At 66.6% G+C, this 23837-nt stretch carries 25 protein-coding genes and 1 tRNA gene; 8 read left to right on the top strand and 18 right to left on the bottom strand.

What is annotated here, in order from left to right:
- Window positions 1–160 precede the first annotated feature (160 nt).
- From cydX to K9U41_RS08040, 11 genes are all read right to left on the bottom strand, one after another.
- Window positions 161–283 carry a cytochrome bd-I oxidase subunit CydX gene (gene cydX, locus K9U41_RS07990; protein ID WP_282640318.1) on the bottom strand — a complete coding sequence of 41 codons (123 nt, stop codon included), beginning with the start codon at window positions 281–283 and terminating at the stop codon, window positions 161–163.
- Between the two features lie 110 nt (window positions 284–393).
- Complete coding sequence (gene cydB / locus K9U41_RS07995) at window positions 394–1545, bottom strand: cytochrome d ubiquinol oxidase subunit II (protein WP_282640319.1); 1152 nt, start codon at window positions 1543–1545, stop codon at window positions 394–396.
- Window positions 1546–1571: 26 nt separating this feature from the next.
- Complete coding sequence (locus tag K9U41_RS08000) at window positions 1572–3149, bottom strand: cytochrome ubiquinol oxidase subunit I (protein ID WP_282640320.1); 1578 nt, start codon at window positions 3147–3149, stop codon at window positions 1572–1574.
- A gap of 218 nt (window positions 3150–3367) precedes the next feature.
- A complete protein-coding gene (locus K9U41_RS08005) occupies window positions 3368–4510 on the bottom strand; it encodes an NAD(P)/FAD-dependent oxidoreductase (RefSeq protein ID WP_282640321.1) in 1143 nt (380 codons plus the stop codon).
- A gap of 7 nt (window positions 4511–4517) precedes the next feature.
- Window positions 4518–5144, bottom strand: coding sequence for a YeeE/YedE thiosulfate transporter family protein (locus K9U41_RS08010; protein ID WP_282640322.1), 627 nt, complete (start codon window positions 5142–5144; stop codon window positions 4518–4520).
- Between the two features lie 28 nt (window positions 5145–5172).
- Window positions 5173–5688 (bottom strand): YeeE/YedE thiosulfate transporter family protein, encoded by a 516-nt coding sequence (locus K9U41_RS08015; protein ID WP_282640323.1) that lies wholly within the window; start codon window positions 5686–5688, stop codon window positions 5173–5175.
- A 331-nt stretch (window positions 5689–6019) separates the two neighbouring features.
- Window positions 6020–7297 carry an NAD(P)/FAD-dependent oxidoreductase gene (locus K9U41_RS08020; RefSeq protein ID WP_282640324.1) on the bottom strand — a complete coding sequence of 426 codons (1278 nt, stop codon included), beginning with the start codon at window positions 7295–7297 and terminating at the stop codon, window positions 6020–6022.
- Between the two features lie 432 nt (window positions 7298–7729).
- Window positions 7730–8509 carry an anti-sigma factor family protein gene (locus K9U41_RS08025; protein WP_282640325.1) on the bottom strand — a complete coding sequence of 260 codons (780 nt, stop codon included), beginning with the start codon at window positions 8507–8509 and terminating at the stop codon, window positions 7730–7732.
- Window positions 8506–9033 carry a sigma-70 family RNA polymerase sigma factor gene (locus K9U41_RS08030; protein ID WP_282640326.1) on the bottom strand — a complete coding sequence of 176 codons (528 nt, stop codon included), beginning with the start codon at window positions 9031–9033 and terminating at the stop codon, window positions 8506–8508. The genes K9U41_RS08025 and K9U41_RS08030 overlap by 4 nt, the downstream gene beginning before the upstream one ends.
- 77 nt (window positions 9034–9110) lie before the next feature.
- On the bottom strand, window positions 9111–10568 hold the full coding sequence (locus tag K9U41_RS08035) for a YncE family protein (protein WP_282640327.1): 1458 nt from the start codon (window positions 10566–10568) through the stop codon (window positions 9111–9113).
- Between the two features lie 10 nt (window positions 10569–10578).
- Complete coding sequence (locus K9U41_RS08040; protein ID WP_282640328.1) at window positions 10579–11106, bottom strand: DUF305 domain-containing protein; 528 nt, start codon at window positions 11104–11106, stop codon at window positions 10579–10581.
- A 208-nt stretch (window positions 11107–11314) separates the two neighbouring features.
- Between K9U41_RS08040 and K9U41_RS08045 the strand changes: the two genes are divergently transcribed.
- Window positions 11315–11743 (top strand): nuclear transport factor 2 family protein, encoded by a 429-nt coding sequence (locus K9U41_RS08045; RefSeq protein ID WP_282640329.1) that lies wholly within the window; start codon window positions 11315–11317, stop codon window positions 11741–11743.
- Window positions 11744–11747: 4 nt separating this feature from the next.
- Here the strand turns inward: K9U41_RS08045 and K9U41_RS08050 are convergent, their stop codons facing one another.
- Window positions 11748–11882: a hypothetical protein gene (locus K9U41_RS08050; RefSeq protein WP_282640330.1), complete on the bottom strand. Its 135-nt coding sequence runs from the start codon at window positions 11880–11882 to the stop codon at window positions 11748–11750.
- Between the two features lie 198 nt (window positions 11883–12080).
- On the opposite strand from K9U41_RS08050, the gene K9U41_RS08055 reads away from it, so the two are divergent.
- Window positions 12081–13130 carry a DMT family transporter gene (locus K9U41_RS08055; protein WP_282640331.1) on the top strand — a complete coding sequence of 350 codons (1050 nt, stop codon included), beginning with the start codon at window positions 12081–12083 and terminating at the stop codon, window positions 13128–13130.
- A 435-nt stretch (window positions 13131–13565) separates the two neighbouring features.
- Here the strand turns inward: K9U41_RS08055 and K9U41_RS08060 are convergent, their stop codons facing one another.
- From K9U41_RS08060 to K9U41_RS08075, 4 genes are all read right to left on the bottom strand, one after another.
- The gene (locus K9U41_RS08060) at window positions 13566–14243 is read right to left on the bottom strand and encodes an SH3 domain-containing protein (RefSeq protein ID WP_282640332.1); all 678 of its coding nucleotides are present in this window, start codon (window positions 14241–14243) and stop codon (window positions 13566–13568) included.
- Window positions 14244–14352: 109 nt separating this feature from the next.
- Window positions 14353–15078: an ABC transporter ATP-binding protein gene (locus K9U41_RS08065; RefSeq protein WP_282640333.1), complete on the bottom strand. Its 726-nt coding sequence runs from the start codon at window positions 15076–15078 to the stop codon at window positions 14353–14355.
- Window positions 15075–16229 (bottom strand): ABC transporter permease, encoded by a 1155-nt coding sequence (locus K9U41_RS08070; RefSeq protein WP_282640334.1) that lies wholly within the window; start codon window positions 16227–16229, stop codon window positions 15075–15077. The genes K9U41_RS08065 and K9U41_RS08070 overlap by 4 nt, the downstream gene beginning before the upstream one ends.
- On the bottom strand, window positions 16226–17467 hold the full coding sequence (locus K9U41_RS08075) for an efflux RND transporter periplasmic adaptor subunit (RefSeq protein WP_282640335.1): 1242 nt from the start codon (window positions 17465–17467) through the stop codon (window positions 16226–16228). The genes K9U41_RS08070 and K9U41_RS08075 overlap by 4 nt, the downstream gene beginning before the upstream one ends.
- Window positions 17468–17743: 276 nt before the next feature.
- Here K9U41_RS08075 and K9U41_RS08080 point away from each other — a divergent pair, with 276 nt between their 5' ends.
- Together K9U41_RS08080 and K9U41_RS08085 are read left to right on the top strand one after the other, a co-directional pair.
- Window positions 17744–18460 carry a response regulator transcription factor gene (locus K9U41_RS08080; RefSeq protein ID WP_282640336.1) on the top strand — a complete coding sequence of 239 codons (717 nt, stop codon included), beginning with the start codon at window positions 17744–17746 and terminating at the stop codon, window positions 18458–18460.
- 27 nt (window positions 18461–18487) lie between these two features.
- Window positions 18488–19822: a sensor histidine kinase gene (locus K9U41_RS08085; protein ID WP_282640337.1), complete on the top strand. Its 1335-nt coding sequence runs from the start codon at window positions 18488–18490 to the stop codon at window positions 19820–19822.
- 6 nt (window positions 19823–19828) lie between these two features.
- Here the strand turns inward: K9U41_RS08085 and K9U41_RS08090 are convergent, their stop codons facing one another.
- On the bottom strand, window positions 19829–20533 hold the full coding sequence (locus K9U41_RS08090; protein WP_282640338.1) for a DUF3313 domain-containing protein: 705 nt from the start codon (window positions 20531–20533) through the stop codon (window positions 19829–19831).
- Between the two features lie 228 nt (window positions 20534–20761).
- Here K9U41_RS08090 and K9U41_RS08095 point away from each other — a divergent pair, with 228 nt between their 5' ends.
- The 3 genes from K9U41_RS08095 (at window position 20762) to K9U41_RS23930 (ending at window position 22073) form a co-directional block, all read left to right on the top strand.
- A complete protein-coding gene (locus K9U41_RS08095; RefSeq protein ID WP_282640339.1) occupies window positions 20762–21328 on the top strand; it encodes a hypothetical protein in 567 nt (188 codons plus the stop codon).
- Between the two features lie 46 nt (window positions 21329–21374).
- Window positions 21375–21617, top strand: a complete 243-nt coding sequence (locus K9U41_RS08100; protein ID WP_282640340.1) for a cysteine rich repeat-containing protein — start codon at window positions 21375–21377, stop codon at window positions 21615–21617.
- A 276-nt stretch (window positions 21618–21893) separates the two neighbouring features.
- Window positions 21894–22073 (top strand): hypothetical protein, encoded by a 180-nt coding sequence (locus K9U41_RS23930; protein WP_432715755.1) that lies wholly within the window; start codon window positions 21894–21896, stop codon window positions 22071–22073.
- Between the two features lie 24 nt (window positions 22074–22097).
- Here K9U41_RS23930 and K9U41_RS08110 read toward each other — a convergent pair whose 3' ends face one another.
- The gene (locus tag K9U41_RS08110; protein ID WP_282640341.1) at window positions 22098–23456 is read right to left on the bottom strand and encodes a tyrosine-type recombinase/integrase; all 1359 of its coding nucleotides are present in this window, start codon (window positions 23454–23456) and stop codon (window positions 22098–22100) included.
- Window positions 23457–23575: 119 nt separating this feature from the next.
- On the opposite strand from K9U41_RS08110, the gene K9U41_RS08115 reads away from it, so the two are divergent.
- Window positions 23576–23681 (top strand) — tRNA-Ser (locus K9U41_RS08115).
- Window positions 23682–23837 lie beyond the last annotated feature (156 nt).

Below are 23837 nucleotides of genomic sequence, written 5' to 3' on the forward strand. Positions count from 1 at the left end.
AGGAGGCCCGTCACCACCGAACAGGCCATGGTGAGGCGCAGATCACCCTTCGCCGCCCCCCTGAAGCGGGAGAGGAAGGCCGACAGGCGCTTGCGGTCGGCTTTCTCGTCGGGCGCACGCTCGGTGGTGATGGCGACACCTCCCGGTGATCATGGCGGCGTCACGGGTCCGAGCGGGCTTGGTTGCGCTCGTCGAACGCGTTCTGGAATTCGAACCACATGACATTGATGACGCCCATGGCCAATGCGGCCGCGACGCCCAGGACCCATGCGAAATACCACATGTTTCCGTCTCCTTCACTGCGATGAAAAGCCCGATTCCGGGATAGGGGCGATGTGGCTGCCGCTCCCGCGGGCGGAACAGGGTGATGGGCTGGGTGGCGCCCCTTACCCTTCAGTAGGCCTGATGCTGGCGGGCCTCGATGTCGGCCACCGTCACCTTTCCCCACATGGTGCGATAGCACCACAGGGTGTAGAGCAGCACGATCGGCAGGAAGATCACCACCGCGCCCAGCATGACCTTCAGGGTCAAGGCGCTCGATGCGGCGTCCCAAAGGGTGAGGCTCGAGGTGAGGTCCGTGCTGGAAGGCATGATGAAGGGGAACATGGAGAGCCCCGCCGTGCCGATGATGCCCGTGAGAGTCATGGCGCTCGTTACGTAGGCGAAGCCGGGACGGTTCATGCGCGACAGGGCCCATGTCAGCAGCGGGGCGGCAAGCCCGATGGCCGGCGCCAGCATGGCGATCGGCATGTTGCGATAGATGGCGAACCAGGCGCCGGCTTCGCGCGCCACTTCCTTCGCCAGCGGATTGGGCAGCGAGGTGAGCGGGGGCTGGGAGACGATGCGATAGCCGTCGATTGCGAGATAGACCCACACGCCGCCCAAGGCGAACAGTACCGCGAGGGTGGGCGCCAGCCAGGAGATGACCCCCTTTGCCCGTGCGGCGATGGCGTCTTCAGTGCGCAATTGCAGCCACACGGCACCGTGCACCGTCAGCATCGCCACGCTGACGACACCGGCCAGCAGCGCGAATGGATTGAGCAGCCCGAACAGCGCCCAGATGAAAGTTGAGCCGTAATGGGGCTTGAGGAAGCTGTCGAGGTGGAACGGCACGCCCTGCAAGATGTTGCCGAACGCCACCCCGAAGATGAGCGCGGGGACCAGCCCGCCCACGAACAGGCCCCAGTCCCAGGCGCTGCGCCAGCGCGGATCGGCGATCTTGCTGCGATAGTCGAAGCCCACCGGCCGGAAGAACAGGGCGATGAGCACCACCAGCATGGCGAGGTAGAAGCCGGAGAAGGCCGCGGCATAGACCGCCGGCCAGGCGGCGAAGATCGCGCCGCCGGCGGTGATCAGCCACACCTGGTTGCCGTCCCAGTGGGCCCCGACGGTGTTGATGATCACGCGGCGCTCGGCATCGGACTTGCCGAGGAAGGGGAGCAGGACGCCCACCCCCATGTCCATTCCGTCGGCGATGGCAAAGCCGATGAGGAGAGTTCCCACCAGACCCCACCAGACGAGGCGCAGGGTTTCATAATCGAGCATGGCTCGGTCCTTTCAGGGACGGCGTTTCACTCGGCGGGTTGCTGCGCCAGCGCGGCCGGCTGCTCATGGTGATAGCGGCCGGTGTGCAGCGCGCTCGGTCCCTGCCGGGCGAAGCGGAACATCAGGAAGATCTCGATCACCAGCAGGATCGAATAGAAGATCAGGTAGCCGGCGATGGAGGCGATCAGGTCGGTGACGGTGAGCGCCGAGGTGGCGAGGAAGGTGGGCAGGACCTCGCCGATGGCCCACGGCTGGCGGCCGAATTCCGCCACGAACCACCCCGTCTCCGCAGCGATCCAGGGCAGCGGGATGGAGTAGACCAGAGCCCTGAGCAGCCAGCGCTTCCTTTCAAGTGTGCCCTTGGCCAGGAAGTAGAAGGACAGCAGGAAATAGCCCAGCAACAGGAAGCCGAGGCCCACCATGATGCGGAAGCTCCAGAACAGGTAGCGCACCTGCGGAATCGAATCCCGGGCCGCCTGGATCACCTGGGCATCGCTGGCCTTCGTGGGATCCTCCATATAGCGCTTCAGGAGCAGGCCGTAGCCGAGGTCGCGCTTGTGCTGCTCGAAGAGGATCCGCGTCTCCTCCGACTTGTCGCCGCTGCGCAGGGCTTCGAGCTTGCCATAGGCGATCATGCCCGAGCGGATGCGCGTCTCGTGGTCCTTGACGAGGTCGTCGAGGCCGCGCACCTCCTTGTCGAGCGAACGGGTGGCGATGAGACCCATCAGGCCGGGAATGCGGATGGCGTAGTCGGTTTCCATGTGCTCGTCGTCGGGCAGACCGAAGATGGTGAACGGCGCCGGGGCCGCGTGGGTCTCCCATTCCGCCTCGATGGCGGCGAGCTTCACCTTCTGCACGTCGCCGAGCTCATAGCCGCTCTCGTCGCCGAGCACGATGACCGCCAACGCCGCAGCGACGCCGAAGCCGGCGGCCACTGCGAACGAGCGCTTGGCGAACGCGAGGTCTCGCCCCTTCAGGATGTACCAGGCGGAAATGCCGATCACGAACATGGACGCGGTGACGTAGCCCGCCGCCACCGTATGGATGAACTTCACCTGCGCCACCGGATTGAACACCACGGCGGCGAAGTCGGTCATCTCCATGCGCATGGTCTCGGCGGAGAATTCGGCACCCACCGGGTTCTGCATCCAGGCATTGGCGACCAGGATCCACAAGGCAGACAGGTTGGTGCCCACGGCGGTGAGGAACACCACCGCAAGATAGGCCTGCTTGCTCATGCGGTCCCGGCCCAGCAGCAGCAGGCCGACGAAGGTGGATTCCAGGAAGAAGGCCATCAGCCCTTCGATGGCCAGCGGCGCGCCGAAGACATCTCCCACGTAATGGGAGTAATAGGCCCAGTTCGTGCCGAACTGGAACTCCATGGTGAGGCCGGTTGTAACGCCAAGAGCAAAATTGATCGCGAATAATTTGGTCCAGAACCGCGACATATCGAGGTATATTTCCTTCCCCGTCATGACGTAGACCGATTCCATGATGAACAGGAGCCAGATCAGGCCGAGCGTCAGCGGGACAAAAATAAAGTGATACATAGCGACCGCAGCAAACTGCCACCGCGACAGCTCGACGAATGTCGGATCGATCATTGAAGATCTCCATCGGCGTGCCACACGCGCACACGCCTGCACTGCATGGCAGTGCGAAGGCTCTATATTTTGCGTAGAGTGCTAGATGCGGCCGAAATAGGCATTGCGTATTCGCAATGCCTATCCTGCCTGTAAAGCCGGACAGCTATGCTTTTGCTGCAATGGGTCTGGTGTACCGGCGGCAAATGGGAGGGCGGCTTTTTCGGCGACCCCGCACCTCACGCGCCCCGGTAAGCCTTCAGATAATGTGTCTCGAACATCCGCTTCACCGTGTGGAGCGGCTTGAGGCGCGGCAGCGCGAGGTTGCGCTTCGGATCGCGGAACACCAGCATGCCGGCATCCAGCGTATCGACGATGCAGATCAGCTCCGGCTTGAACACCTCCGTCGCCGGCTTGCCGGCCAGCTCCGCCGCCATGTTGCGCGCCGCGGCCACCGCCTGAAGGTCCGCCTGATGGGCCTGTTTGGGCATCCAGTCGGGTCCGGGAAAGGAGCCGGCATCGCCGGCCACATAGACCCGATCGAGGCCCGGCACCGCGCAGGTTTCCTGCGCCGCGACGAAGCCGCCTGGGGAGGCGGGAAGGCAGCTTGCGTCAAGCCATGCAGGCCCGGTGAGGCCGGGCATGAACAGCGTGAGGTCGGCGGAAAAGGCCCCGCCCTCCGTCACCACCTTGTCCGGCTCGAAGCGCACCATCTTGTGGCCGAGGCGGGTCGCGATGCCGCGCCCCTCCATCTGCTTCAGCAGGCGGCTCACCGCCTTGGGGCCGAGCCGCTGGCCCGGCTGGGCCGAGGGGTTGAAGAAGACGAGGTCGATCTCATCCCGCCGTCCCTGCCGGCGCAGCAGCGTGTCCATGCCGAACAGGAATTCGAACATGGGCCCGCCCCGCACGGCCGAGGGCTCGGCCGGATTGGCGCCGAAGCCCACCGCGACGGTGCCGCTGGACAGGGCCGCGAGACGGTCGCGCACCGCTTCCGCCGCCGCGATGCCCTCGCAGGGAATGATGGCGTGCTCGATCCCCGGCAGTTTGCGGATATAGCGCCCGCCCGTGGCGATCAGCAGGACATCGTTGGCGACGGGGCCGGCGGTGGTCTCTACCGTGCGTCCCCAGTCGGTGACGGCCTCCACGCGCGCCTTCAGATGCCGCACCTGGTGCCGGGAGAAGAAGCCGGCCAGCGGGATCTTCAGGTCCTCCCCCCGGCGCAGGCCGGCGGGAATCCAGATGAGGCTCGGCAGGTAGGTGAGTTCGTCGCTCGGCGACACCACGGTGATATCGGCGGAAACGCCGCTGCGCCGCAGCTCGCGGATGGCGGTGAGGGCGGCGAAGCCGGACCCCAGGATGACGATGCGGGCAAGCGCGGTCATGACGCCCTTACTCCGCCGGCTTCAGCCGGGACGCCGGCGCTCCCGGCGCGTCTTCGGCCGAGCCGAAATCGCCGTCCACATCGGCGCCGAGTTCGGCGCGCCACGGCCGCCAGCGCTCCAGCAGCACCAGCACGACCACCAGCACGGCGGCAAAGCCCACCGCCAGGACCGGATAGGAGACGCCGGTGAGGTCCATGAAGGTGAGCTTCCCCGGGCCCCCGGTGAGCAGGAGCGGCGCAAGCGCCGGCTCGGCATAGCCGAAGGCGACGGCTCCGGCGATGCCGCCCGCGAGGGTGAAGATCGCATCGCGATAGCCGGCGCCGATCTGCGCCAGCACCGTTCCGGGGCAGGCGCCGGCGAGGGCGATGCCGATGCCCAGCACGAGGCCGCCCACGATGTCCGCGGCATAGAAGGTGGCCTTGGGGGCGAGCTTGATGAGGCCGAAGCCGTGCAGGGCGGCGAGCACCACGGCGCCGGTGGCGACCGCGGTGAGGAAGACCTTCAGCATGATGAAGTTCTTCATCTGCATCTGGCCGACAATCATGCCCGGCTCGAACACGCGGGCTTTTTCCAGCGCGAAGCCGAACACCACGCCCATGGCGAGGCCGGTGAGGATGGAAGTGAAAAGCGACATGGCGGTTCCTTTCCTCAAACAGCTGCGGTCAGATGCGGCGCAGCAGGAGGGTGGCGGCGGCGATGCCGCCCACGAACATGAAGGTGACGGCGATGGTGGAGGACACAGCCATCTGCGCCATGCCCGAAAGTCCGTGGCCGGAGGTGCAGCCGTCCGCCAGGCGTGCGCCGAACAGCATCAGGAAGCCGGCGCCGAAGGCCATGGCATAGCGCAGGGCCGGGCTCGATGTTCCCAAGGCCCGCCTCCAGATGGGGGAGATGGGCCTGCGGTGCGCACCCGACAGCTTCATGGAGAGGAACGCGCCGAGGGCGACGCCCGCCACCAGCGCCACCTGCCACCAGTTCTTGCCCGTGGCGGCCATGTGCTTGGCCACGTAGTCGATCTGGATGATGCCGGGATCGACCAGCGCAGCGATGAAGCCGCCGACCGTCACATAGGACGAGGACGCCCCGAGCGCGGTGGAGATCAGTAGGAAGGCCGGCACCTGAAGGAGGCCGATGGCGATGCCGGCGACATAGGGCGACCAGGCTTTCTGCTGGAACATCCCGGGTCGCCGGACCTGGGCTTGCGCCGGAACGATGTGCGCGGAGGCGGTCATGATATTGCTCCGTGGAGGTGCCCACGTGTCGGAGGGCAAGGGACTCGATGCCCGTCCGCCGCGTGTGATGAGCCCCGTTACATTCAATAGTATTAAATTATAATATATGAATGTTTTAGGGCAAGAGGCATGTTGCCACTCCCGATCGGCATGCGCCGGGAAACGGCGGGCACCTCATACCGACGGCCCCGGTCTCTGACCGGTGCCGGGAGGGCATCTCAGGCGCCGCGCGGGCTTGTACCTGCGGCCGACGAGTCAAACGCATCGGCCGCAGGTCTCAGTTCAGGTTTTTCAGCTTCTTGATGCCCAGCAGGCTGAGCGCGGCATTTTCGTAGAAGGTCTCGCTCACGCCCTGGCGGATCTTGTGCAGGAAATACCGCTCGAAACCCACCTTCGCCGCGTGCACCCAGGCGCCCTGCGCCGACCAGTTCACGTTGCGCGGCGGGATCTGCGGCTGGGCGACGAAGGCGATGCCGCTGTCGCCGAAATCGGCGAGGCACACCGCGTTCCAGCTCGCCCGTGCGTGCGGCGCCTTGCCGGCCATGATCGCGACGATGTTCTCGGCGGTGGCGGTGACCATGGATTCGATCATGAAGCCGGTCTTCGGCACGCCCACCGGCAGCGGCGTCTTGCCCACCGGCGGGATGGCGACGCACACGCCCACCGCAAAGATGTTGGGGAAGGCGGGGTTGCGCTGATGCTCGTCGATGAGGATGAAGCCGCGCGGGTTGGTCAGTCCCTCGATGCCCGCCACCGCCGGGACCCCGCGGAAAGCCGGCAGCACCATGGAAAAGGCGAACGGGAGGTCATGCGCCGTCTTGAGCGACCCGTCCTCGTTCACTTCCTCCACCGCCATGCGGCCCGCCTCCACCTTGGCGATCCGGGCATTGGTGATCCATTTGATGTGGTGCTCGCGCAGCGCGCTTTCGAGCAGGCCCTTGGTGTCGCCGACTCCATCGAGGCCGAGGTGGCCCACATAGGGTTCGGGGGAAACGAAGGTCATGGGCACGCGGTCGCGTGTGCGCGCCTTGCGCAAGGCGGCGTCGAGGATGAAGGCGAACTCGTAGGCCGGTCCGAAGCAGGACGCGCCCGCCGCAGCGCCGATGACGACCGGCCCCGGCGTCTTCACCAGCGCGTCGAAGGCGAGCTTCGCCTGCGCCGCGTGGTCGGTCTGGCACACCGAATGGGTGTGGCCCTCCGGTCCGAGGCCGGGAACCTCGTCGAAGGCGAGATCCGGGCCCGTGGCGATGACCAGATGATCATAGTCGAGGAAGCTGCCGTCATTCAGCTCCAGCCGGCTTTCGTGCGCATGAAGGCGCCTTGCGCCTTCGGGCCTGAGGCCGATGCCGCGACCGGAGAAGACCTTCGTAAGATCGACGCTGATTTCCGACGCCGCGCGCCAGCCGACAGCCACCCATGGATTGGACGGCACGAAAGTATAGGTGGCCCCTTTATTGACTACGATGACTTCATCTTTTGGTCCGACCTTCTCCTTCAACTCGTAGGCCATTAGGACTCCGCCGAGACCGGCGCCGAGAATGACAATGCGGGACACTGGGCTTCCTCCATATCTTGATTTTGCGGGGCGTCATGTGTGCGCCCTTCTCGTTGTTCGCGGCCTGTTGCGGCCGACGGTCTGGGATGATCTGCGCCATCCACCTGGCATGCGTGGCGCGCCTGACAGCGCAACCGCCCTGCGGCCTTTGCCGTCTCTGGTCCCGAGACTACATTCAGAAATTATAAATTCAAGATATAGAATGTAAATCGATGCGTCGGTCAGGACCCGTTAGGCTGCTCTAGCGGAGCGCTCTATGACGGCTCCATGCCTGCCCGGGCGAAGCGGGCCTGCCGGCGGAGATGCAACTGAAATAGCAGACTACCTCTCGGGTACGGCAGCGCATCAGGGAGGCCTGCGACGGCGGACTGGGGCGCCAGCCGGCGTGACGCAACGCCTACTTCGCCATGTGGATGGCGGGACTTTCCGCATTCATGCCTCGCTGCGGATCTGGCGGCGCACCTCGTCGGCCAGCGGATGCAGCATGCCGGGCGCCACCGCTCCGACGAGGCTGTAGCCGAGGCCATCGTCGGCCCAGGTGTAGCCGTTGATCCCATCCTGAACGTGCGGCGCCATCGGCATGTCCCGGCCGTTGGTCATCGGCCGTGCGAACATGACCAGCCGGTTCCCCTTGTCGTCGTCATACATGAACAGCGCCGCGGGTCCGTGCTCGGTGGCGACGACACGCCCGCCCATGAGGCGGTAGCCGGAAGAGGCAAGGTCGGGAATGGCTACCGGCCGGCCGAGCCGGCGTGAGGTCCAGGCGACGAGCTGCGCCCGGTTCTCGGCACGGATCTCCACCGGCCGCGCCTCGTCGGGCGCAAAGACCGCATAGCTCGCCGCCGCCTCCCGGCCAAGCGCCAGCAGTCCGCCCGAGGGGGCCGCGTCCACGCCGCGCAGGGACCAGCCGCCGGCGCCGCCGATCGCCAGCAGCAGGACGGCGGCCGCGGCCATGGCCCAGCGCGGCGTGCCGGCGGGGCGCCGCCGGGCCTCGATCATGCGCGCGAGCGAGAGCTGCGGCGGCAGCGGCTCCTCCACGACCGGCGCGAAGGCGGCGCGCAGCAGGTCGCGCTCGGCGCGATAGGCGGCGATCCGCTCCGCCACCTCGGGGTGGGTGTCGAGATAGGCGACGACCTCGGCGCGGCGCTCGGCGTCGAGGGCCTCGTCCACATAGGCGTTGAGGTCGTCTTCGGCGATCGGGCGGGTGGTCATTTCACTCTCCGCAGGTGCGGGTGGGCACTTTCCGGCCTCGGATTGTCGGATATGGCCTTGTGCAGACGCTCGCGTGCCCGCGACAGACGCGACATGACCGTGCCGATCGGCACGTCGAGCACCCGCGCCGCCTCGGCATAGGAGAGTTCCTCGACGCAGACCAGCAGCAGCACCGTGCGCTGCTCGTCCGGCAGTCGCGACAGGGCGGAAACGAGATCGCGGTAGCGCAGGCCGTCTTCCTGCGAGGCCGGGTTGGCGAGATCGCCCTCCCCCACGTCCTCGACCGCCACCGGGCGCGGCCGGCTCGCCGCCCGTCGCAGCCGCGTCATGGCGAGGTTGTGCAGGATGGCGAAGATCCAGGCACGCGGCTCGCTGTCGGCACGGCGCTGGTGCCAGCGGCCGATGGCCCGCTCCAGGCAGTCCTGCACCAGATCGTCGGCCGCCGCGCGATCCCGCAGCAGCGCGCGCGCATAGCGCCGCAGCGCAGGAATGAGCGGTTCGATCAGACGCACCATCTCGGTCATCGTGGCGATCCCATGGAGGCCCGGCCGTTGGCCGCCTTTCTGCCGCACGAATGCGGCGGGAAAGGCGGCCCTGCGCGTCAGTTGATGATCTGGCGCTGCACCACGGCGCCGGGTTGGGCGGCCGTGCCCTCGGCGATGACCAGATAGCGCCGCGCCGCCTTCGCGTCGCCCTGCACGATCTGGCGGATCGGGCCGGCGGCGTTGACGATGGCCGAGCCCGCCGGGTTGGTCATGAAGGCCGAGAGCGGCTCCAGCGCGCCCTTGCCGTCCGGCTGGCCGGCGAGCGCCAGCACGTAGGGCTTCTTCGGCTCCAGCCCGGTGACAGAGGCCTGCAGGATCTGGATCAGGCCCTGGTCGAACAGCGAGACGTTGGTCGGAACCTGCGCGACCACCTTGCCATCCCTCGCCAAAGCGAGATGCGCCGTCTGTCCCGCCACGCCGAGCGGCTGGAGACCCGCCATGCCATCGCCGTCCGGCACCGCGCCGGGCACGTAGTTGACCGCCTGTGGCGCCTGGCCGATCGGAATGGTGGCGACCACCGTGTTGGTCAGAGTGTCGATGGCCGCGAGCGCGTCGGCATTCTCGAGCCCGACATAGACCCGCGATCCGTCGCCCGACGGCCAGATGCCGTGGGGGAGATTGCCGACCGGAATGGTCGCGACCTGCGTGAAGTCGTCGGTGCGGAACACCTTGATCTCGTTCAGCCCGCCGACCGTCACATAGGCAAAGGTGCCATTGGCGTTGCGGGCGAAGTTGACGTGATTGGTGATCGCCCCGGTGTCGATGGTCCTGATGATGTCGAAGGGCGGCCGGGCGTTGAACACCTGCGTCTTGCCGATGTCCTTCAGCGTGAACCAGACCTGCATGCCGTCCGGCGTCGCCGCGATGTTCGGGCAGAACGGGCTCTCCTGCTTCACCCGGGCCACGATCTGGTGGTCGACGACGCTGATGACCTCGGTCTCGGGGGTGAAGGAGGAGCAGACATAGGCATATTGGCCGTCCGGCGAGAAGATCTGCATGCCGGGACCGTTCGGCACCTTGATGCGGGTCTTCTCCTCGTAGCTCTGCGCGTCGAGCACGGCGATATAATCCTCGCCGCGCACCGTCACCCACACCTCCTTGCCGTCGGGCGTGAAGAACGCCTCGTGCGGCGAGCGGCCGACATAGGTGGTGTGCCTCACTTTGTTGGTGGCGGTGTCCACGAAGGTCACCGCGTTGGAGCCGATCGAGACCACGGCGATGGTCGTGCGGTCGGGCGAGAAGCCCATGCCGTGCACCAGCACCTGGCCCTTGTAGAGTGGGCTGAAATTGCCCGGCTGCGGATCGCCGAGGCGGATGACGCCGAGCAGCCGGTTGGTGGCGGGATCGGTGACGGAGATGGTATTGGAGAACTGCTCGGCAGCGTAGACGCGGTCGCGGCCGCTCAGCGGGATGTCGGGGGCCGAGGCGGCGAAGGGCGCCTGCCCGGCCAATGCGGGCACCGCGCAGGCGAGCATGGCGCTCGCCAGCAAGCCGGTCAGGAAACGGGTCTTCATCGGTGGGCTCCTATTTCATCGACATCGGGATGGCCGGGGACATGCCGCCATGGGACATGCCGCCGTGGGCGGAATGATCGTGGACGGGGCCTGCGGCACCCGTCGAACCGGCGGTTGCCGCCGCCCCGGGCTGGGTCGGCGCCGGTGCGGAGGGCGGCAAAGGCTGGCCGAGGGCGAGGCGCATGGCCGCGATCTCCTGCTGCTGCTCGACCACGATCTCCTGCGCGAGGCGCCGCAGCTGCTCGTTCCGGCCGTAGCGCAGATAGGCGACCGCCATGTCCACGGCGCCCTGGTGGTGCGGGATCATCATCGCGGCGAAATCGACATCGACATCGCCCGTCGGGGCGACGTCCATGTCCGCCATCATCTTGTCCATCGCCGCCGCGTTCTCGGTGAGGAACGGTGCTTCGTTGATGGGCCGGGCGGTTGCCGCGTCGACCGGAGCGGCATCTTGTGCCTGCGTGGCGGCGGCCCCCGCGGTGCACGCCGCGGCAAGGGCGATCAGGCCGATGGCGAGGGATGGAGCGCGAATGCGCATGACGGTCTCCTCCGGCGCAACGGCGCCTTCAGGAGGGTGGACTCCGCCGAGCGGCCTTTATTCCAAAGCGGCACGAATCTTTCCGGCGCGCCCGGAGCGATCCGCAAAGGCGGCTTTCTGGACGGGTGCGGAAAAAAGCGCAGGGCGTGGGAATAAAGCGCGGCGGCGGGGTGTCTCCCTCGCATAACTTCCACGACAGGAGCCGCCCATGATCCGCCTTTCCACCTTCGCCGCCCCGCTGGTCCTCGCTGCCTTCTGCGCCACGGTAGCGGTCGCCGGTCCTGCCGAGGACCTCGCCCGGTCGCGCATCGATGCCGTCGCCGGCGGCGATCTCGCCGCCGTCACCAGCGTCTATGGACCCGGCGCGACCCTGCACTGGGTCGGCGGCCCGCTCGACGGCAGCTATGCCGCGCCCGACGCGATCAAGCAGGTCTGGTCGAAGTTCTTCACCGCCCAGGGCGCCCAGAAGGCAAGCGTCGCCGCCCTCTCGGAAGCCGCCAATCCCAAGGGCGCGACGGTGACGGCGGACGTTGCCTTCGCCGGCAAGAGCACGGTCAAGGTGCGGTACGTGCTGGTCTATCGTGACGGCAAGCTCGTCGACGAGATCTGGCAGGTCAATCCCGCCGCGGCCTATTGAGGGGTCAAAAGGGGGACGGCTTCAATACGGAGCCGCAATGGAGCAGTTTTCCTGCGACGAGATCACCCGCGTAGCTCGTCTCGATCCGCGCGGCGCCGTGCCGCGCGGACATGGCGATCAAGCCGATGCCGATCAACATGTCTTGGCGAGATAGCCGGCAATGGCCTTGGCATCCTACGAATCAGTTTTCACCCCGCTGGACAAGCCTGATTATCGATCAGCTCGCGCACTGCGCGGTTGCATTGCAATCCCGTGAAAGACAGGCTGTTCCCGGCAGGGGCATCACTCGTGCCGACGCTGTCAGGTCAAGTCAGCTGGTATCGGTGAGACAGTCAGAATGATGCAAACAGGTATTCTCCTCGCGCTAGGGGCGGCGGGCTTGTTCGGTGCAAGCACGCCGTTCGCCAAACTCCTTCTGGGCTCCGTCGATCCCTGGATGATGGCCGGCCTGCTGTACCTTGGAGCCGGCCTCGGTCTCGCCGCGGTGCAGGTGTCCCGAACCGCCCTGCGGTTGCCAGCCGTCGAGGCGCCGCTGCGGCGGGCGGACATGCCCTGGCTTGCCCTGGTCATCATCGCTGGAGGCCTTCTCGGTCCTCTGCTGCTGATGTTCGGCCTGTCCCTCACCGACGCAGCGTCGGCCTCGCTGCTGCTCAACCTGGAAGGCCTCGCCACCATGGGCATCGCCTGGCTGGTGTTCCGCGAGAACGTGGACCGGCGGCTCCTGCTCGGTGCCTTCGCCATCCTCGCAGGTGCCGTCCTCCTGTCGTGGGAGGGGCACCTGTCCGTGCAATGGGGCGCCGTGCTGATCGCGGGCGCCTGCCTGTGCTGGGGGGTCGACAACAACCTGACGCGTAAGCTCTCGTCCGCCGATCCGATCCAGATCGCCATGTTGAAGGGACTCGTCGCGGGCACCGTCAATCTGCTCATCGCTCTCGCCATTGGCGCCCGACTGCCCTCGGCGGGCGCGCTCCTGGAGGCAGGCGTCATCGGCTTTCTGGGCTACGGCGTCAGCCTTGCTTTGTTCGTCCTCGCTCTGCGCCATCTCGGTGCGGCGCGGACCGGGGCCTATTTCTCTCTTGCGCCGTTCGTCGGCGCGGTGTTGGCGGTCGTCATGCTGGGCGAGGCGATTTCGGTGCAATTGGTGGTCGCCGGGGGGCTGATGGTAGTCGGCCTATGGCTGCATCTGTCAGAGCGGCACGAGCACTCGCACGCCCATGAGGCGCTGGTGCATGAGCACCGGCACAGCCACGACGAACACCATCGCCATGAGCACGAACCAGGGGTACAGCCCGGCGAGCCACATACCCACTGGCACCAGCATGTACCGGTGGTGCACCGGCACCCGCATTATCCTGATCTCCATCATCGCCACGGGCACGGGACCTAAAGCCGCCCGTGCCGGGGGGCGGTTCACCTCAGCTTCGGTTACTGCCTGCTCGGTCGCGCGCTGGAGCAGGTATCGGGGGTTGACGCGCCGCGAGTTCGCAAGGCGCGAGGTGCTCGCGCCTTGCGGTATGCTTGAAGACGTTCTTCGCTAGATCTTCTCCCCCTTGGGGGGCACTGCGGGGTCTCCCCGCAGAAGGGACCGGCCGAGACGGTAGGCTCGACCGCAGGGGAAGGCTTTACCCCTTACGCTTCCAGATGGCGATCCATGTCCTTCCAATTGGCGGTCCATTGACTTCCAATTGGCCGATATCAATAGTCCCGATTGTCCGGGATTCGGGGATGGTATGTTCGATCGATTTGTAGAGCGGCGGGTGAAGGAAGCCCGTTCGGATAAGCGCTTCACGGCTGTACGACTGGCGCAAAGGTCGCCGTCCGTTCAGCGAGTGAAGGTTCGGATGCCGCTGTTGCCGGCGGGGCCCGTGCGGGTGACGGTGCAGGACTGGGTGTTGCCGCTGCACGAGCGCGTGCGCGAAGCGGAGGCACCGTAGGGGCCGGTGGCGCTGCGCGTTGAGGTGCAGGTGCCGCCGGAGCAGGTGCGGCTCTGGCTGGCCGAGCCGCCATAGATTCCGGTGGCCGAGCGGGTGGCGGTGCAACTGCCGTTGGCGCACTGGACCGAGCGGTCATAGCTCGTCACGCGCGCGCCCGGTGCGACCGGGTAGACCGGAGGCGGCGCATAATAGCCCCAGCGGCCGTACCAGGGATAAGCTGCGTAGTAGGTGTCCCAATAGACCTTGTTGAAGGTCACGACGGTAAGGCCCACCGCCGGCGCGACGGCCGGCGTCAGCACCACCGGCGCGCCGCGATAGACCACCTGGATGTAATTGGCCGCGACCCAGCCGCGATAGACACCCATGGAGATATCGCACCAGGTGTAGCCGGAAAGGCAGCCATGGGTGGTCACCTGGACTCCGGCCGGCACCGTCGTCACCACCGGATAGGCAGTGGAGGGGCCGGCCCTCAGATTGACGTTCCCGGTCGCGACGGCGACGGTCGCCGCACCGGCGGCCGACGATACGCAGAACAACGTGGCCAGAGCCAAAAACAGACGCTTCATCGCTTTGCCCTCCATTTCGCAGCTGGCCGGCGCACCCGTGCCCGCCGTTATCGCGAAGAGGCTAAGGCGGTGGTGTCGCCGCCGGCTGTCGCTGCCGTGACGATATGTTTCAATGTGTACCGGCAGCTCCCGGGGTGCCGTGCACGGCCCCATCGCGGGTCCGCCCGTCGCTGAGTTCGATGGTTCGGTCGAACAGGTCGAGGGCGCGCTGGTCGTGGGTCACCACCGCGACCGCCGCCTGGCGGGTCCTGGCAATCTCACGGAACAGCTGCAGCACCTGACGCCCGCGCACGCTGTCGAGGGCGGCGGTGGGCTCGTCCGCCAACAGCAGGCTCGGCGCGTTGGCGAGCGCCCTCGCCACCGCCACCCGCTGCTGCTCGCCCCCCGACAGCCGGGAGGGGTGGTTGTCGAGCCGGTGGCCGAGGTCGAGGCTGGCGAGCAGCGCGCCTGCATAGGCCCGCGCCGCGCGCGGCGGCACATGGTCGATCTCCAGCGCCAGCGCCACGTTTTCCACCGCCGTGAGGAAGGGGATCAGGTTTGCCTTCTGGAAAATGAAGCCGATGTGGTTGCGGCGGAAGGTGCGCAGCCGGTCGAGGTCCGCCGCGGGATGGGAGACACGCCGCCCGTCGATGAGCACCTCGCCGGCGCTCGGCGGCTCCAGCAGGCCGGCGATGAGCAGCAGCGTGCTCTTGCCCGATCCGCTCGGACCGGAGATCCCCACCACCTCGCCGCGATGGATATCGAGCGAGACTCCGTCCAGGGCGCGCACCGTCGTATCTCCGCTCCGGTAGAGTCGCTGTACATCGCGGATGGACAGCACTGGCGGAGGGCTCACGACAAGACCTCCTGGGCCCGCACCTTCAGAGCGCGGGAGATGCCGAGCAGGCTCGCGAACGCGCAGATGACCGCCACCGCGATCCCGAGCAGGGCCACATCTCCGGGCAGGATCAGCACCTTGCGTGGGAAGAAAGGGAACACGAGCCGCGACAGCATTAGGCCGAGCCCGAGCCCGGAGGCGCCGATAAGGAAGGCCTGCTGGGCGATCATGACAATGATGACGGAATTGTCCGCGCCGATCAGCTTCAGCATGGCGATCTCGTGCAGGTTTTCCATGGTGAGCATGTAGATGATGAGGGACACGACGATGCCCGTCACCACAAGCAGTACGCCGGTGAAGGCCAGAATCTGCACCCTCAGGCGCCAGAGCCGCTGGTTGAGAAGTAGATTTTCCTGCTCAGCCCGGCTCAACACGTTCGCATCACCCCAGGAGGCGACCGCCCGGCGTACCAGTTCTGGGTCGACGGCCGGGTTGAGGGTCACCAGCACGGCGGCGATCTTGCTGTCCTGAGGCACCGAGCTGCGGCTGGCGGCGGCGGGACCGGCACCAGCGCGGGCCAGCAGCACCTCCTCGCTGGTGCGGCGCTGGGCGATGGCGACCGCATCGTTGACGGTGACGAACAACAGTCCGTCGCCGCCCGTGTCCACCATGCCGCGGGTGAGGCCGACGACCGTGTAGTCGTCCTGGCCGAGATGCACCTTCTCGCCAAGCCGAAGGCCGATGCTCATGTCCGCGACCGCCTCATAGTGGCCGGACGCGAGGGGGCGCCCGCGGACAATGGGGATCCAACGGCCGGGGTCCTTGGGAAAATCGAGCCCGGTCACGGAGGCCCGCAGTTGCCGTCCATCACGGGTGAACTGCTGGCTGAACTGCACAAAGCGGCGCGCGCTCGCCACACCGGCGATCCCCTCCACCCGGCGATCCATGGTGGAGGAGATGGCGGAGCCTTCCGAGAACGGACCTTGCCGCCCGCCCTGCACCACCCACTGATCGGCGCCGATGCGTTCGATGATGAGCAGGGCATCGGCGACGATGCCGCGATAAAGGCCGACCATGCCCATGGAGGACATCATCAGGAAGGCGACGCCCAGCGCGGTCAAAAGGAAGCGCAGCAGGTTGAAGCGGATGTCCTTGAAGGCGAGATTCATGGCCGTGCCCTGGGGGGATCGGCGACCTTCATGCCGGCGAACGCGCCCTCGGGCTGCGCCAGGATGACATCGCCCGCCTTCAGGCCGCCGCGCACGTCCACACGAGCCTCGCCGATGGGGCCGAGCTCCACCGGCTGCCACCAGGCCCGTGCATCGTGCATCACGAACACCCCCGGCGAGCGGTCCTTGAAGGCGATGGCGGCGAATGGCACCGACAGCGCATCGCGGGTGGTATTCAGGGTGATGAGGGCGGTGCCGCGCTGGCCGATGGCCCAGTTGCGCGGCAATTGGCGGGGGGCGATGTCCACGGTGAACTCGCGGGTCTCGGTGTCCACCTCCCGGCCGATGCGCCGGATCTCGCCGGGCGTTGCCGTGTCGCCGGTGGCGGTAAACAGCAGCCTCACCGGCTGGCCCTTGGTGACGCGGGCGATCGCGCTCTCGTCGAACCGGGCGGAGAGCACCACGCTCTCCGGATCCACGATGTCCACGATCACCGAGCCGGGCACCACCAGATCGCCCATGTCCATCCGACGCGCCACCACCACGCCATCAATGGGGGCACGAATGGTGGCCTTCTCCAATTGCGCTTCCGCCACCCGCACCGCGGCTTCGGCGGAGGCCTCCGTGGCCAGCGCCTGGCTCACGGCGGCCTCGGCCCGGGCCACCTCGGCCAGTGACTGTTCCATGCTGGTCTGGGCGTCTTCCAGGGTCGCGCGGCTGGTGGCGCCGCTACGGATCAGCTCCTCCCGACGGCCGAGCACGGAATGGGCATTGTTCCGCGCGGCGTGCGCCTTGCGGAGCTCTGCCTCCGCGAGCGCTACAGCCTTGCGTGTGGCCTCATGGGAGGCGAGCCGGGACTCGCGTTCGGCCTTGAGGTCCGTCGATTGCAGCAGTGCCACCACGTCGCCGGCGCGGATGGAGTCACCCACATCCACGGCAAGGGTCGTGATGACGCCCTGAATGCTGGCGCTGACGCTGGCCTTGCGAAGCGCGTCGAGGATGCCGGGGCCGCTCAGTACGCTCTCGAATGGGCCCGCCCGCACCACCTCGGCCTGCGTCGTGCGCGGCATGCCGTAGCGCCAGCCCGCGAGGGCAAAGGCGAGGGCGGTGATGAGCGCGGCGATGCCAAGAACCTGGCGGCCTCGCCGGGGTCTGCGCGGGCTGGGGCGGGGCGGCAGATGCGGTGGGGTGACGGTGCCGCCTGCCTCGGTTGCGTCGGGGAGCCGATTGACCTTCAAGACACCCCCGGCGTTGGCCGGATCCCGGATACCTGCGCCTGTGGACACTACACGACATCTCCCCGAACATGGACGGTGGGCGGAAGCCTGCCGGGCGCGGAGCTGTCGTCCGAGACGGTTCGGCCACCGCGGCCATGCTCAACGTGGGGGGGATTTTTGTCCTGCGCGTGAGCCATACGAACCAAGATGTGTTGCGGGGTGTCGATTTGTATCGTTTTGTACAGATAGGCGCACCCTATTGAGTATTGGACATGGCTTTGCTAGCTATGAACCGTGATGGACCATAAAGTTCGCAGTATTCTTATCGTCGACGACGATTCAGACATTCGCCGGTTGGTCGGCGATTTCCTCACCCGCGAGGGTTTCCGGGTTGAGCTGGCGCAGGATGCGCGCGAGATGGCCGGCATTCTCAAGCGACATGAGGTGGACCTCATCATTCTGGACCTGATGCTGCCGGAGGAGGATGGCCTCAGCATCTGCCGGCGGCTGCGCGCCACCCTCACCGTGCCGATTCTCATGCTGACCGCGAAGGGCGACGAGACCGACCGGGTAGTAGGGTTGGAGCTCGGTGCCGACGATTATGTGGTGAAGCCCTTCGGCCCGCGGGAGTTGTTGGCGCGGGTGCGCGCCCTGTTGCGGCGCGCCAGCGTACAACAGGCGCAGGCGCCGGTGCGGCGCTATGCCTTTGACCGGTTCCTGGTGGATCTCGATGCACGCCAGTTGTTCGCCGAGGACGAGCAGCTGGTGCCGCTCACCAGCGCCGAGTTCGATCTGCTCTCCTGCTTCGTGCTGCGTCCACGCCGGGTGCTCTCGCGCGATCAGATCCTCGATTGGGTGCACGGGCGCACCGCCGACCCGTTCGACCGTTCCGTGGACATCCTGGTGTCGCGGCTGCGCAAGAAGCTCGATGGGCTGAGCCCCGGCTGCAATCTCATCAGCACCGTGCGCAACGGCGGCTATCTCATGACGGCGCAGGTAAAGCAGGTGTCCTGATTGACGCCTCCTGACGGAGAAATGCCAATGGGCCTTGGCCTCACTGCGCGGGTTCTGTCCATCGCCGGCACCTTTCTGCTGGTGCTGTGGATCGGCTTCATCGTCGTCTTCTACCGGTTCAGCGGGCTCTCCCCCACCTCCAGCGGGCCTCCGCCGGAGCGCCTTGTCGCCATCGCCGACCTTCTCGCCTCCATGCCTTCGCCGGCGCGCACGGCGGCGCTGCCGGCCCTGCGCTCGCCATTGCTGGAGGTGGACCTGGTGTCGGCGGCCGAAGTTCCGGCCGGCTCGGATGAGATGAGCGAGCGCGAGGAACTGGAGGCCTATCGTACAGCGTTGGGAGACCGGCTGATCCGCATGCAGATCCGGCCCGGGGCGGAGCGCCGCCCGCTGTCGCAACTGCTCACCGACCGCGCCGCGCCGCGGGCCTTCTATATCGCCCTCGATGGTCGCGAGGTGCTGGTGGCGGAGGCCCGCACGCCCTTCTTTGTCACCTTTTTCGGCCTGCCTGCCGGGGTCGGGGCGGGTCTGTTCGGAGCGGTCCTCGCCTGCGTGGTGCTGCTGCTGCTCCATCGCGAAATCCGCCCTCTGGCGCGGCTGGCGGCGGTGGCGGATCATATCGATCCCACCGGCGAGCCCGTGCCGCTACCCCACCTCAGGGCTTCGACGCCGGAGGTGCGCGCTCTGGTGAGCGCGTTCGAGCGGCTGCAGACGCGCATCCATGCCATGACGCGCGCGCGCCTCGCCCTCATCGGCGGCATCCAGCACGACGTGCGCAGCTTTGCCACGAGGCTCCGGCTACGCATCGATCAATTGCCGGACCCGGTGGAGCGCGAGCGGGCAGAGGCCGACATCCGCGACATGATCGAGCTGCTCGACAACGCCTTGCTCACGGCGCGCGCTGGCGTCGGCGCGCTGGACGAGGAGATGCTGGACCTCGCCTTGCTGGTGCGCACGGAGGCTGCGGACCTGAGGGCCGCCGGCCGGCCGGTGACGCTTGATACGGTGGCAGAGGGACCCGTGTGGGTGTTGGCGGACCGGCTGGCGCTGCGCCGGGTCATCGGCAACATCATCGACAATGCCATCAAATATGGCCGGCGTGCCCGAGTGAGACTGACCGTGATCGGGGATCAGGTGCGTCTCGTGGTGCGCGATGACGGACCCGGATTTCCGCCGCCGATGCGGGACGTGTTGATGGAGCCGTTCATGCGGGCCGAGCCCTCGCGGGCGCGGCGCACCGGCGGCGCCGGCCTGGGCCTTGCGGTGGCGCGCGGCTTGGTGGAAGCCCATGGTGGCACCATTGAGCTCGGCGAGGGGCCGGGTGGACAGGTGCTCATCACCCTGGTCCTGTTCCGCCCGGGTTGAGGCGATCTATTGCGGCCGGAGCCTGGCGACGGTTGTCCGTGCCAGTTCCTGCGCGCCCGCCTTGAGGCCAGTCCGAGCCGCATCCAGGGGATCGAGCGTGGCGCCGATGTCGAGGGCGTTGGGATACTGCTTCGTGACATAGGCCCACAGGATCCGTCCCGACCCGGGCTCGCGGAACTCCACCGCATAGATCACCATCCCGGAAAGGCGTCCCTCGCCGTCGGCTGCGGCGGTGAGGCCGCTCATGGCGAAGCCCACGGGGGTCAGGCGGCTCGCGGTGGCGAGCACCGGCACGCTGGCCTGGGCACCCGTCAGGGTGATGCTGAGCTCCACAGCGTCGGCTGCGGGCCCGGCGGCAAGGATGCCGTGGCCGGCGAGAGCCGCGCGGAATTCGTGTTCCGCCGTGGCGGCGAGTTGCGCGCGCTCGGCGGCAGTGAGCGTGCCGAACTGCTGATCGGCACCGCTGTAGATCCGCACCGGCAGAAGATGGATGGCGCGATAGCGGCTGAGAGCGCCGGCCATTTCATAACGATAAGGCGTGCGCCGGCCCGTTCCCGGCGTGCTGGCGGCCAGATAGGGCGCGGAGGCGAGATTCTGGTAGTGATTGGGCGCCGGCGAATTGGCGCAGCCAGCGAGCGCCAGCGCCACGAGGCCAAAGGGGAGCGCGCGCAGCGGCGCCGAGATCAGGACGCAGGAGGAGGGACCAGTCATAGAGCAGCCTGCCGGGATGCCGGGGAAGGTCGGCCCACGGCAGCCACGAGGGCGGGACCGGCGGTCCTTTTCACGGCCTACCGTATCCCGGGAATGTCCGGGCGGCTTCAATTTGTAGCCCTGGGCTACGCATCGATATCGCAGGACTGCAACAAATTCCTACAAACCGGAGATGCCGCTGCAAATCCGCCGCCCCACGATGAGCTCACTCAATGCACGGAGCTCATCATGTCGGTCAGAACTCTCGCCGTGGCTCTGTTCGGCGCCACCATGGCAACCACAGCGCCCCTCGCTGCCTCCGCACAGGAGGCCACCCCGGTGCGCGCTCTGGCACCGCCCGCCGTTGCTCAGCCCGAAGGGTCCTATGTGGAGGAGTGCGCTCCGCCGCCGGCGATGCTCGCTGATCGCCTGGAGATGGTCCGCCAGAACTATACCGGCGCCCGGCTGCGGCTGGTGCTGGCAGCGGCCCTGTCTGTCCAGGAGACGGCCATCGGCATCACGGTCGAACAGCAGGAGGCCTGGCGCACATATACCAACGCGCTGCTGGCGCTGGTGCCGGAGCGTGAGCGGATGCTCGCCCTCCTCGGCGCTGCCGATGGCAAGGACGATCCCAAGGGACCCGAGGCGTTCGGCCGGGCTGAGGCGGTCGCCGATACGCTCATTGCCTACACCACCAAGGCGCAGGCCCTTAAGGCGGCGGTGGCGAACCTGCGCGGCAAGCTTTCGCCGCAGCAGCTGGAGGCAGCGCGTATTCCCCGGCTGCAGAGCGGCATCACGGGCATGGAGCCGTTCTGAACCTTGTCCCGGTTTCATTTTTCATTCATCCGCTAGGAGACGATCGATGCGGACCATTCTCGTTCTCGCCTTCGTCCTGGTCGGGGGCGCGGCCCATGCGCAGCAAATGTCGCGTCAGCAGATGATGCAGCTGAAGTCGGCCTGCGAGGCGGATGTGCGACGCTTGTGCAGCGGCATGCAGCCCGGCGGCGGGCGCCTGCTCGGCTGTTTGCAGCAGAATGCGGCAAATGTGTCTCAGCCCTGCACCGAAGCGCTGATGGCCGCCAAGGCGGGCCGTCCGCAGCCGTGAGTGGCACGGGCCGCGTTCACGGCTCGGGCCTGGATCATTTCATCGTTCGAAAGGCGATGAAATGATCCCTCGGCCGCCATCCCCTTGCATCAATGACAGTCCGATCGTCGGCAGCACATTGCGTAACGCTCCCGCAATGGTCTGGCCGATTTTGGAGGCGGCGCTGTTACCGACCTGCACTGGTGGATCTCGTCGGCGACCGTCGTGAGCAGCATTTGATCTTGGGCAAGCCGCAGGCCGAAAGTGGTAAGCAGGCACTATTCAATTCCGGTGACCATGCGCAAGTCCGCGCTGAAGCCGGAAGAGGTGCTGGTTCGTATTCAATCGGCGGGCGTCAATCCCCCGGATTCGTATCTGCGCGACGGGTGCAAGGTGCTGCCGCCCGAGTTTCGGCCGCCGGAACTTGGACCACACCCTCCCGGCAGGCTGCGCAGGCATATCCGGGTCGGCGCGTGACGATCATAGGGAGGTTCACCGTCCTCACGCGGCGAGGTGCTCGCTTTCGTCATGTTCAGCATCTTTATCGCCGGCAGCTCTCTGTAGAAACCGGGCCAACGCCGCCTTCCGGGAGCCCCGATCGAGAGCGTAGGCCGTCTGCTTGAACTCAACTCCGTCGAGAAGCCCTTGGATGTAGCCCGAGATGGTATCTGCGGCCATGATCAGAGCTGTGTCGAGCGTATGGATGTAGTTGCTCGTGACCGATCCCTTCGCATGGCCGACCAGGGCGGCGATGGTGACCTCGGTGAAGCCGAGATCGTTCGCGACGCTGGCGAAGCTGTGGCGCAGGATGTGAGGGGTGATATCTGCCAGGGGCGAGTCCGCGAAGATCTTCCTCCAGTGATTGGGAAAGCTGCCAAACGCGTTCTGGCCGTCACGGCCGGGGAAGACGTAGTCTCCGACCGCCTCTTCCCGGCGCCTCTCCAGATATTCCACCACAGGCAGCCCGATGGGACGGATGGAGCTTCCCTCCTTGCTATTGATCAGGCGGAGGCAGCTCGACTCAGTATCGGCTTCCGCCCATCGCAGCGTGACCATCTCCATACGGCGGCATCCGGTGAGTGCGATCTGGCGGATGATCTCGACCGACATCCGGTAGCTCTCGTTCTCGGCCGCCGCCTTGAGCAGGTCGCCGAGAACGCGATATTCGGCTTCGCTCAGGCGCCGGGCGCGTATGTTGTCCTTCGGCCGGCGCACACCGTGCGCGGGGTTCGTTTCGATGATACCGGCTTCGACGGCATAGGTGAGAATGCCACCGAGCAGGCCGATTGTCCGCGTGGCTGTGCCGGCGCCGCCTCTCACGATGGACTTGCCGCGCAGCTTCTTCGTCTTGACGGTGACGCGGGTCTTCCCCGCCATGATGTCCTTCGTGGCCTTGGTGATGTCGGCTTTCGTCAGGTCCCTGACGCGACGCGAGCCAAGGAGGGGAACGATATGACGGTGGATGCGGCCAAGGTCAGAGGCGATCGTGCTGTGCTTCTTGGGGCGCCCACCCTTTCCGAGGATCAGCCCTCCTTGCAGGTCAGTCAGATAGAGATCGCAGAGTTCTTTGACCGTGAGCGCTTTGCGATCCAGCAGCCGCTCTTCGGCGGGGTCTTCCCCTTGAGCGATCCGGCCCAACTGCGCCTTGGCTTCCTGGCGCGCGCGCTCCGGTGTCCATACCCCGTGCAGCCCGATCGTGAACCGGCGCGATCGGCCCGCCGACCGATACTGAAGGACATAGCTTCGCTTGCCGGACCTGAACACGCGCAGGCCAAAGCCAGGGAGTTCGTCGTCCCAGATCACGTAATCCTTGGCACCGGCTTCCGCGGCATCGACGGCCCTTTTGGTGAGCTTAGCCATGGTGCTTCTCCAGTCCGGTCGCCTCAACTCGCGTAAGCACCACGTAAGCAGTCGGGCGAAAATCGTGGCGGAGAAAAGGATAGCTGCGGCTAAAGCTCGCCTCAAATTCTTTTTTATTCGCAGTATGATAGTGCATTTTCTCGCGCTCCTTCGTAATTTCGACGGAGCTACCAGTAATCCCTCCGAAGGCGGAGGCCACACGTTCGAATCGTGTCGGGTGCGCCATTGCAACAAAAGGTTGCTTTGGTATTTGCGCGGAAGTCGCGCTTTTCCATCCTGGCGCTGGACGCTCATTGACCGCCTTGGCAAGACCGGGGCGCGGCTCCCGCCTGCATCTGAATCTCGCCTTCTCCAAAATTCGACGGTCTATGAAACGCTCGG

This window comes from Xanthobacter autotrophicus (assembly GCF_029991245.1).
Taxonomy (GTDB): Bacteria; Pseudomonadota; Alphaproteobacteria; order Rhizobiales; family Xanthobacteraceae; genus Xanthobacter; species Xanthobacter autotrophicus_C.

Coding starts and splice junctions, on each gene's coding strand:
- cydX (WP_282640318.1), bottom strand. CDS start 283: ATGTGGTATTTCGCATGGGTCCTGGGCGTCGCGGCCGCATTGGCCATG.
- cydB (WP_282640319.1), bottom strand. CDS start 1,545: ATGCTCGATTATGAAACCCTGCGCCTCGTCTGGTGGGGTCTGGTGGGA.
- K9U41_RS08000 (WP_282640320.1), bottom strand. CDS start 3,149: ATGATCGATCCGACATTCGTCGAGCTGTCGCGGTGGCAGTTTGCTGCG.
- K9U41_RS08005 (WP_282640321.1), bottom strand. CDS start 4,510: ATGACCGCGCTTGCCCGCATCGTCATCCTGGGGTCCGGCTTCGCCGCC.
- K9U41_RS08010 (WP_282640322.1), bottom strand. CDS start 5,144: ATGTCGCTTTTCACTTCCATCCTCACCGGCCTCGCCATGGGCGTGGTG.
- K9U41_RS08015 (WP_282640323.1), bottom strand. CDS start 5,688: ATGTTCCAGCAGAAAGCCTGGTCGCCCTATGTCGCCGGCATCGCCATC.
- K9U41_RS08025 (WP_282640325.1), bottom strand. CDS start 8,509: ATGACCACCCGCCCGATCGCCGAAGACGACCTCAACGCCTATGTGGAC.
- K9U41_RS08030 (WP_282640326.1), bottom strand. CDS start 9,033: ATGACCGAGATGGTGCGTCTGATCGAACCGCTCATTCCTGCGCTGCGG.
- K9U41_RS08035 (WP_282640327.1), bottom strand. CDS start 10,568: ATGAAGACCCGTTTCCTGACCGGCTTGCTGGCGAGCGCCATGCTCGCC.
- K9U41_RS08040 (WP_282640328.1), bottom strand. CDS start 11,106: ATGCGCATTCGCGCTCCATCCCTCGCCATCGGCCTGATCGCCCTTGCC.
- K9U41_RS08045 (WP_282640329.1), top strand. CDS start 11,315: ATGATCCGCCTTTCCACCTTCGCCGCCCCGCTGGTCCTCGCTGCCTTC.
- K9U41_RS08050 (WP_282640330.1), bottom strand. CDS start 11,882: ATGTTGATCGGCATCGGCTTGATCGCCATGTCCGCGCGGCACGGCGCC.
- K9U41_RS08055 (WP_282640331.1), top strand. CDS start 12,081: ATGATGCAAACAGGTATTCTCCTCGCGCTAGGGGCGGCGGGCTTGTTC.
- K9U41_RS08060 (WP_282640332.1), bottom strand. CDS start 14,243: ATGAAGCGTCTGTTTTTGGCTCTGGCCACGTTGTTCTGCGTATCGTCG.
- K9U41_RS08070 (WP_282640334.1), bottom strand. CDS start 16,229: ATGAATCTCGCCTTCAAGGACATCCGCTTCAACCTGCTGCGCTTCCTT.
- K9U41_RS08080 (WP_282640336.1), top strand. CDS start 17,744: ATGGACCATAAAGTTCGCAGTATTCTTATCGTCGACGACGATTCAGAC.
- K9U41_RS08085 (WP_282640337.1), top strand. CDS start 18,488: ATGGGCCTTGGCCTCACTGCGCGGGTTCTGTCCATCGCCGGCACCTTT.
- K9U41_RS08090 (WP_282640338.1), bottom strand. CDS start 20,533: ATGACTGGTCCCTCCTCCTGCGTCCTGATCTCGGCGCCGCTGCGCGCG.
- K9U41_RS08095 (WP_282640339.1), top strand. CDS start 20,762: ATGTCGGTCAGAACTCTCGCCGTGGCTCTGTTCGGCGCCACCATGGCA.
- K9U41_RS08100 (WP_282640340.1), top strand. CDS start 21,375: ATGCGGACCATTCTCGTTCTCGCCTTCGTCCTGGTCGGGGGCGCGGCC.
- K9U41_RS23930 (WP_432715755.1), top strand. CDS start 21,894: ATGCGCAAGTCCGCGCTGAAGCCGGAAGAGGTGCTGGTTCGTATTCAA.
- K9U41_RS08110 (WP_282640341.1), bottom strand. CDS start 23,456: ATGGCTAAGCTCACCAAAAGGGCCGTCGATGCCGCGGAAGCCGGTGCC.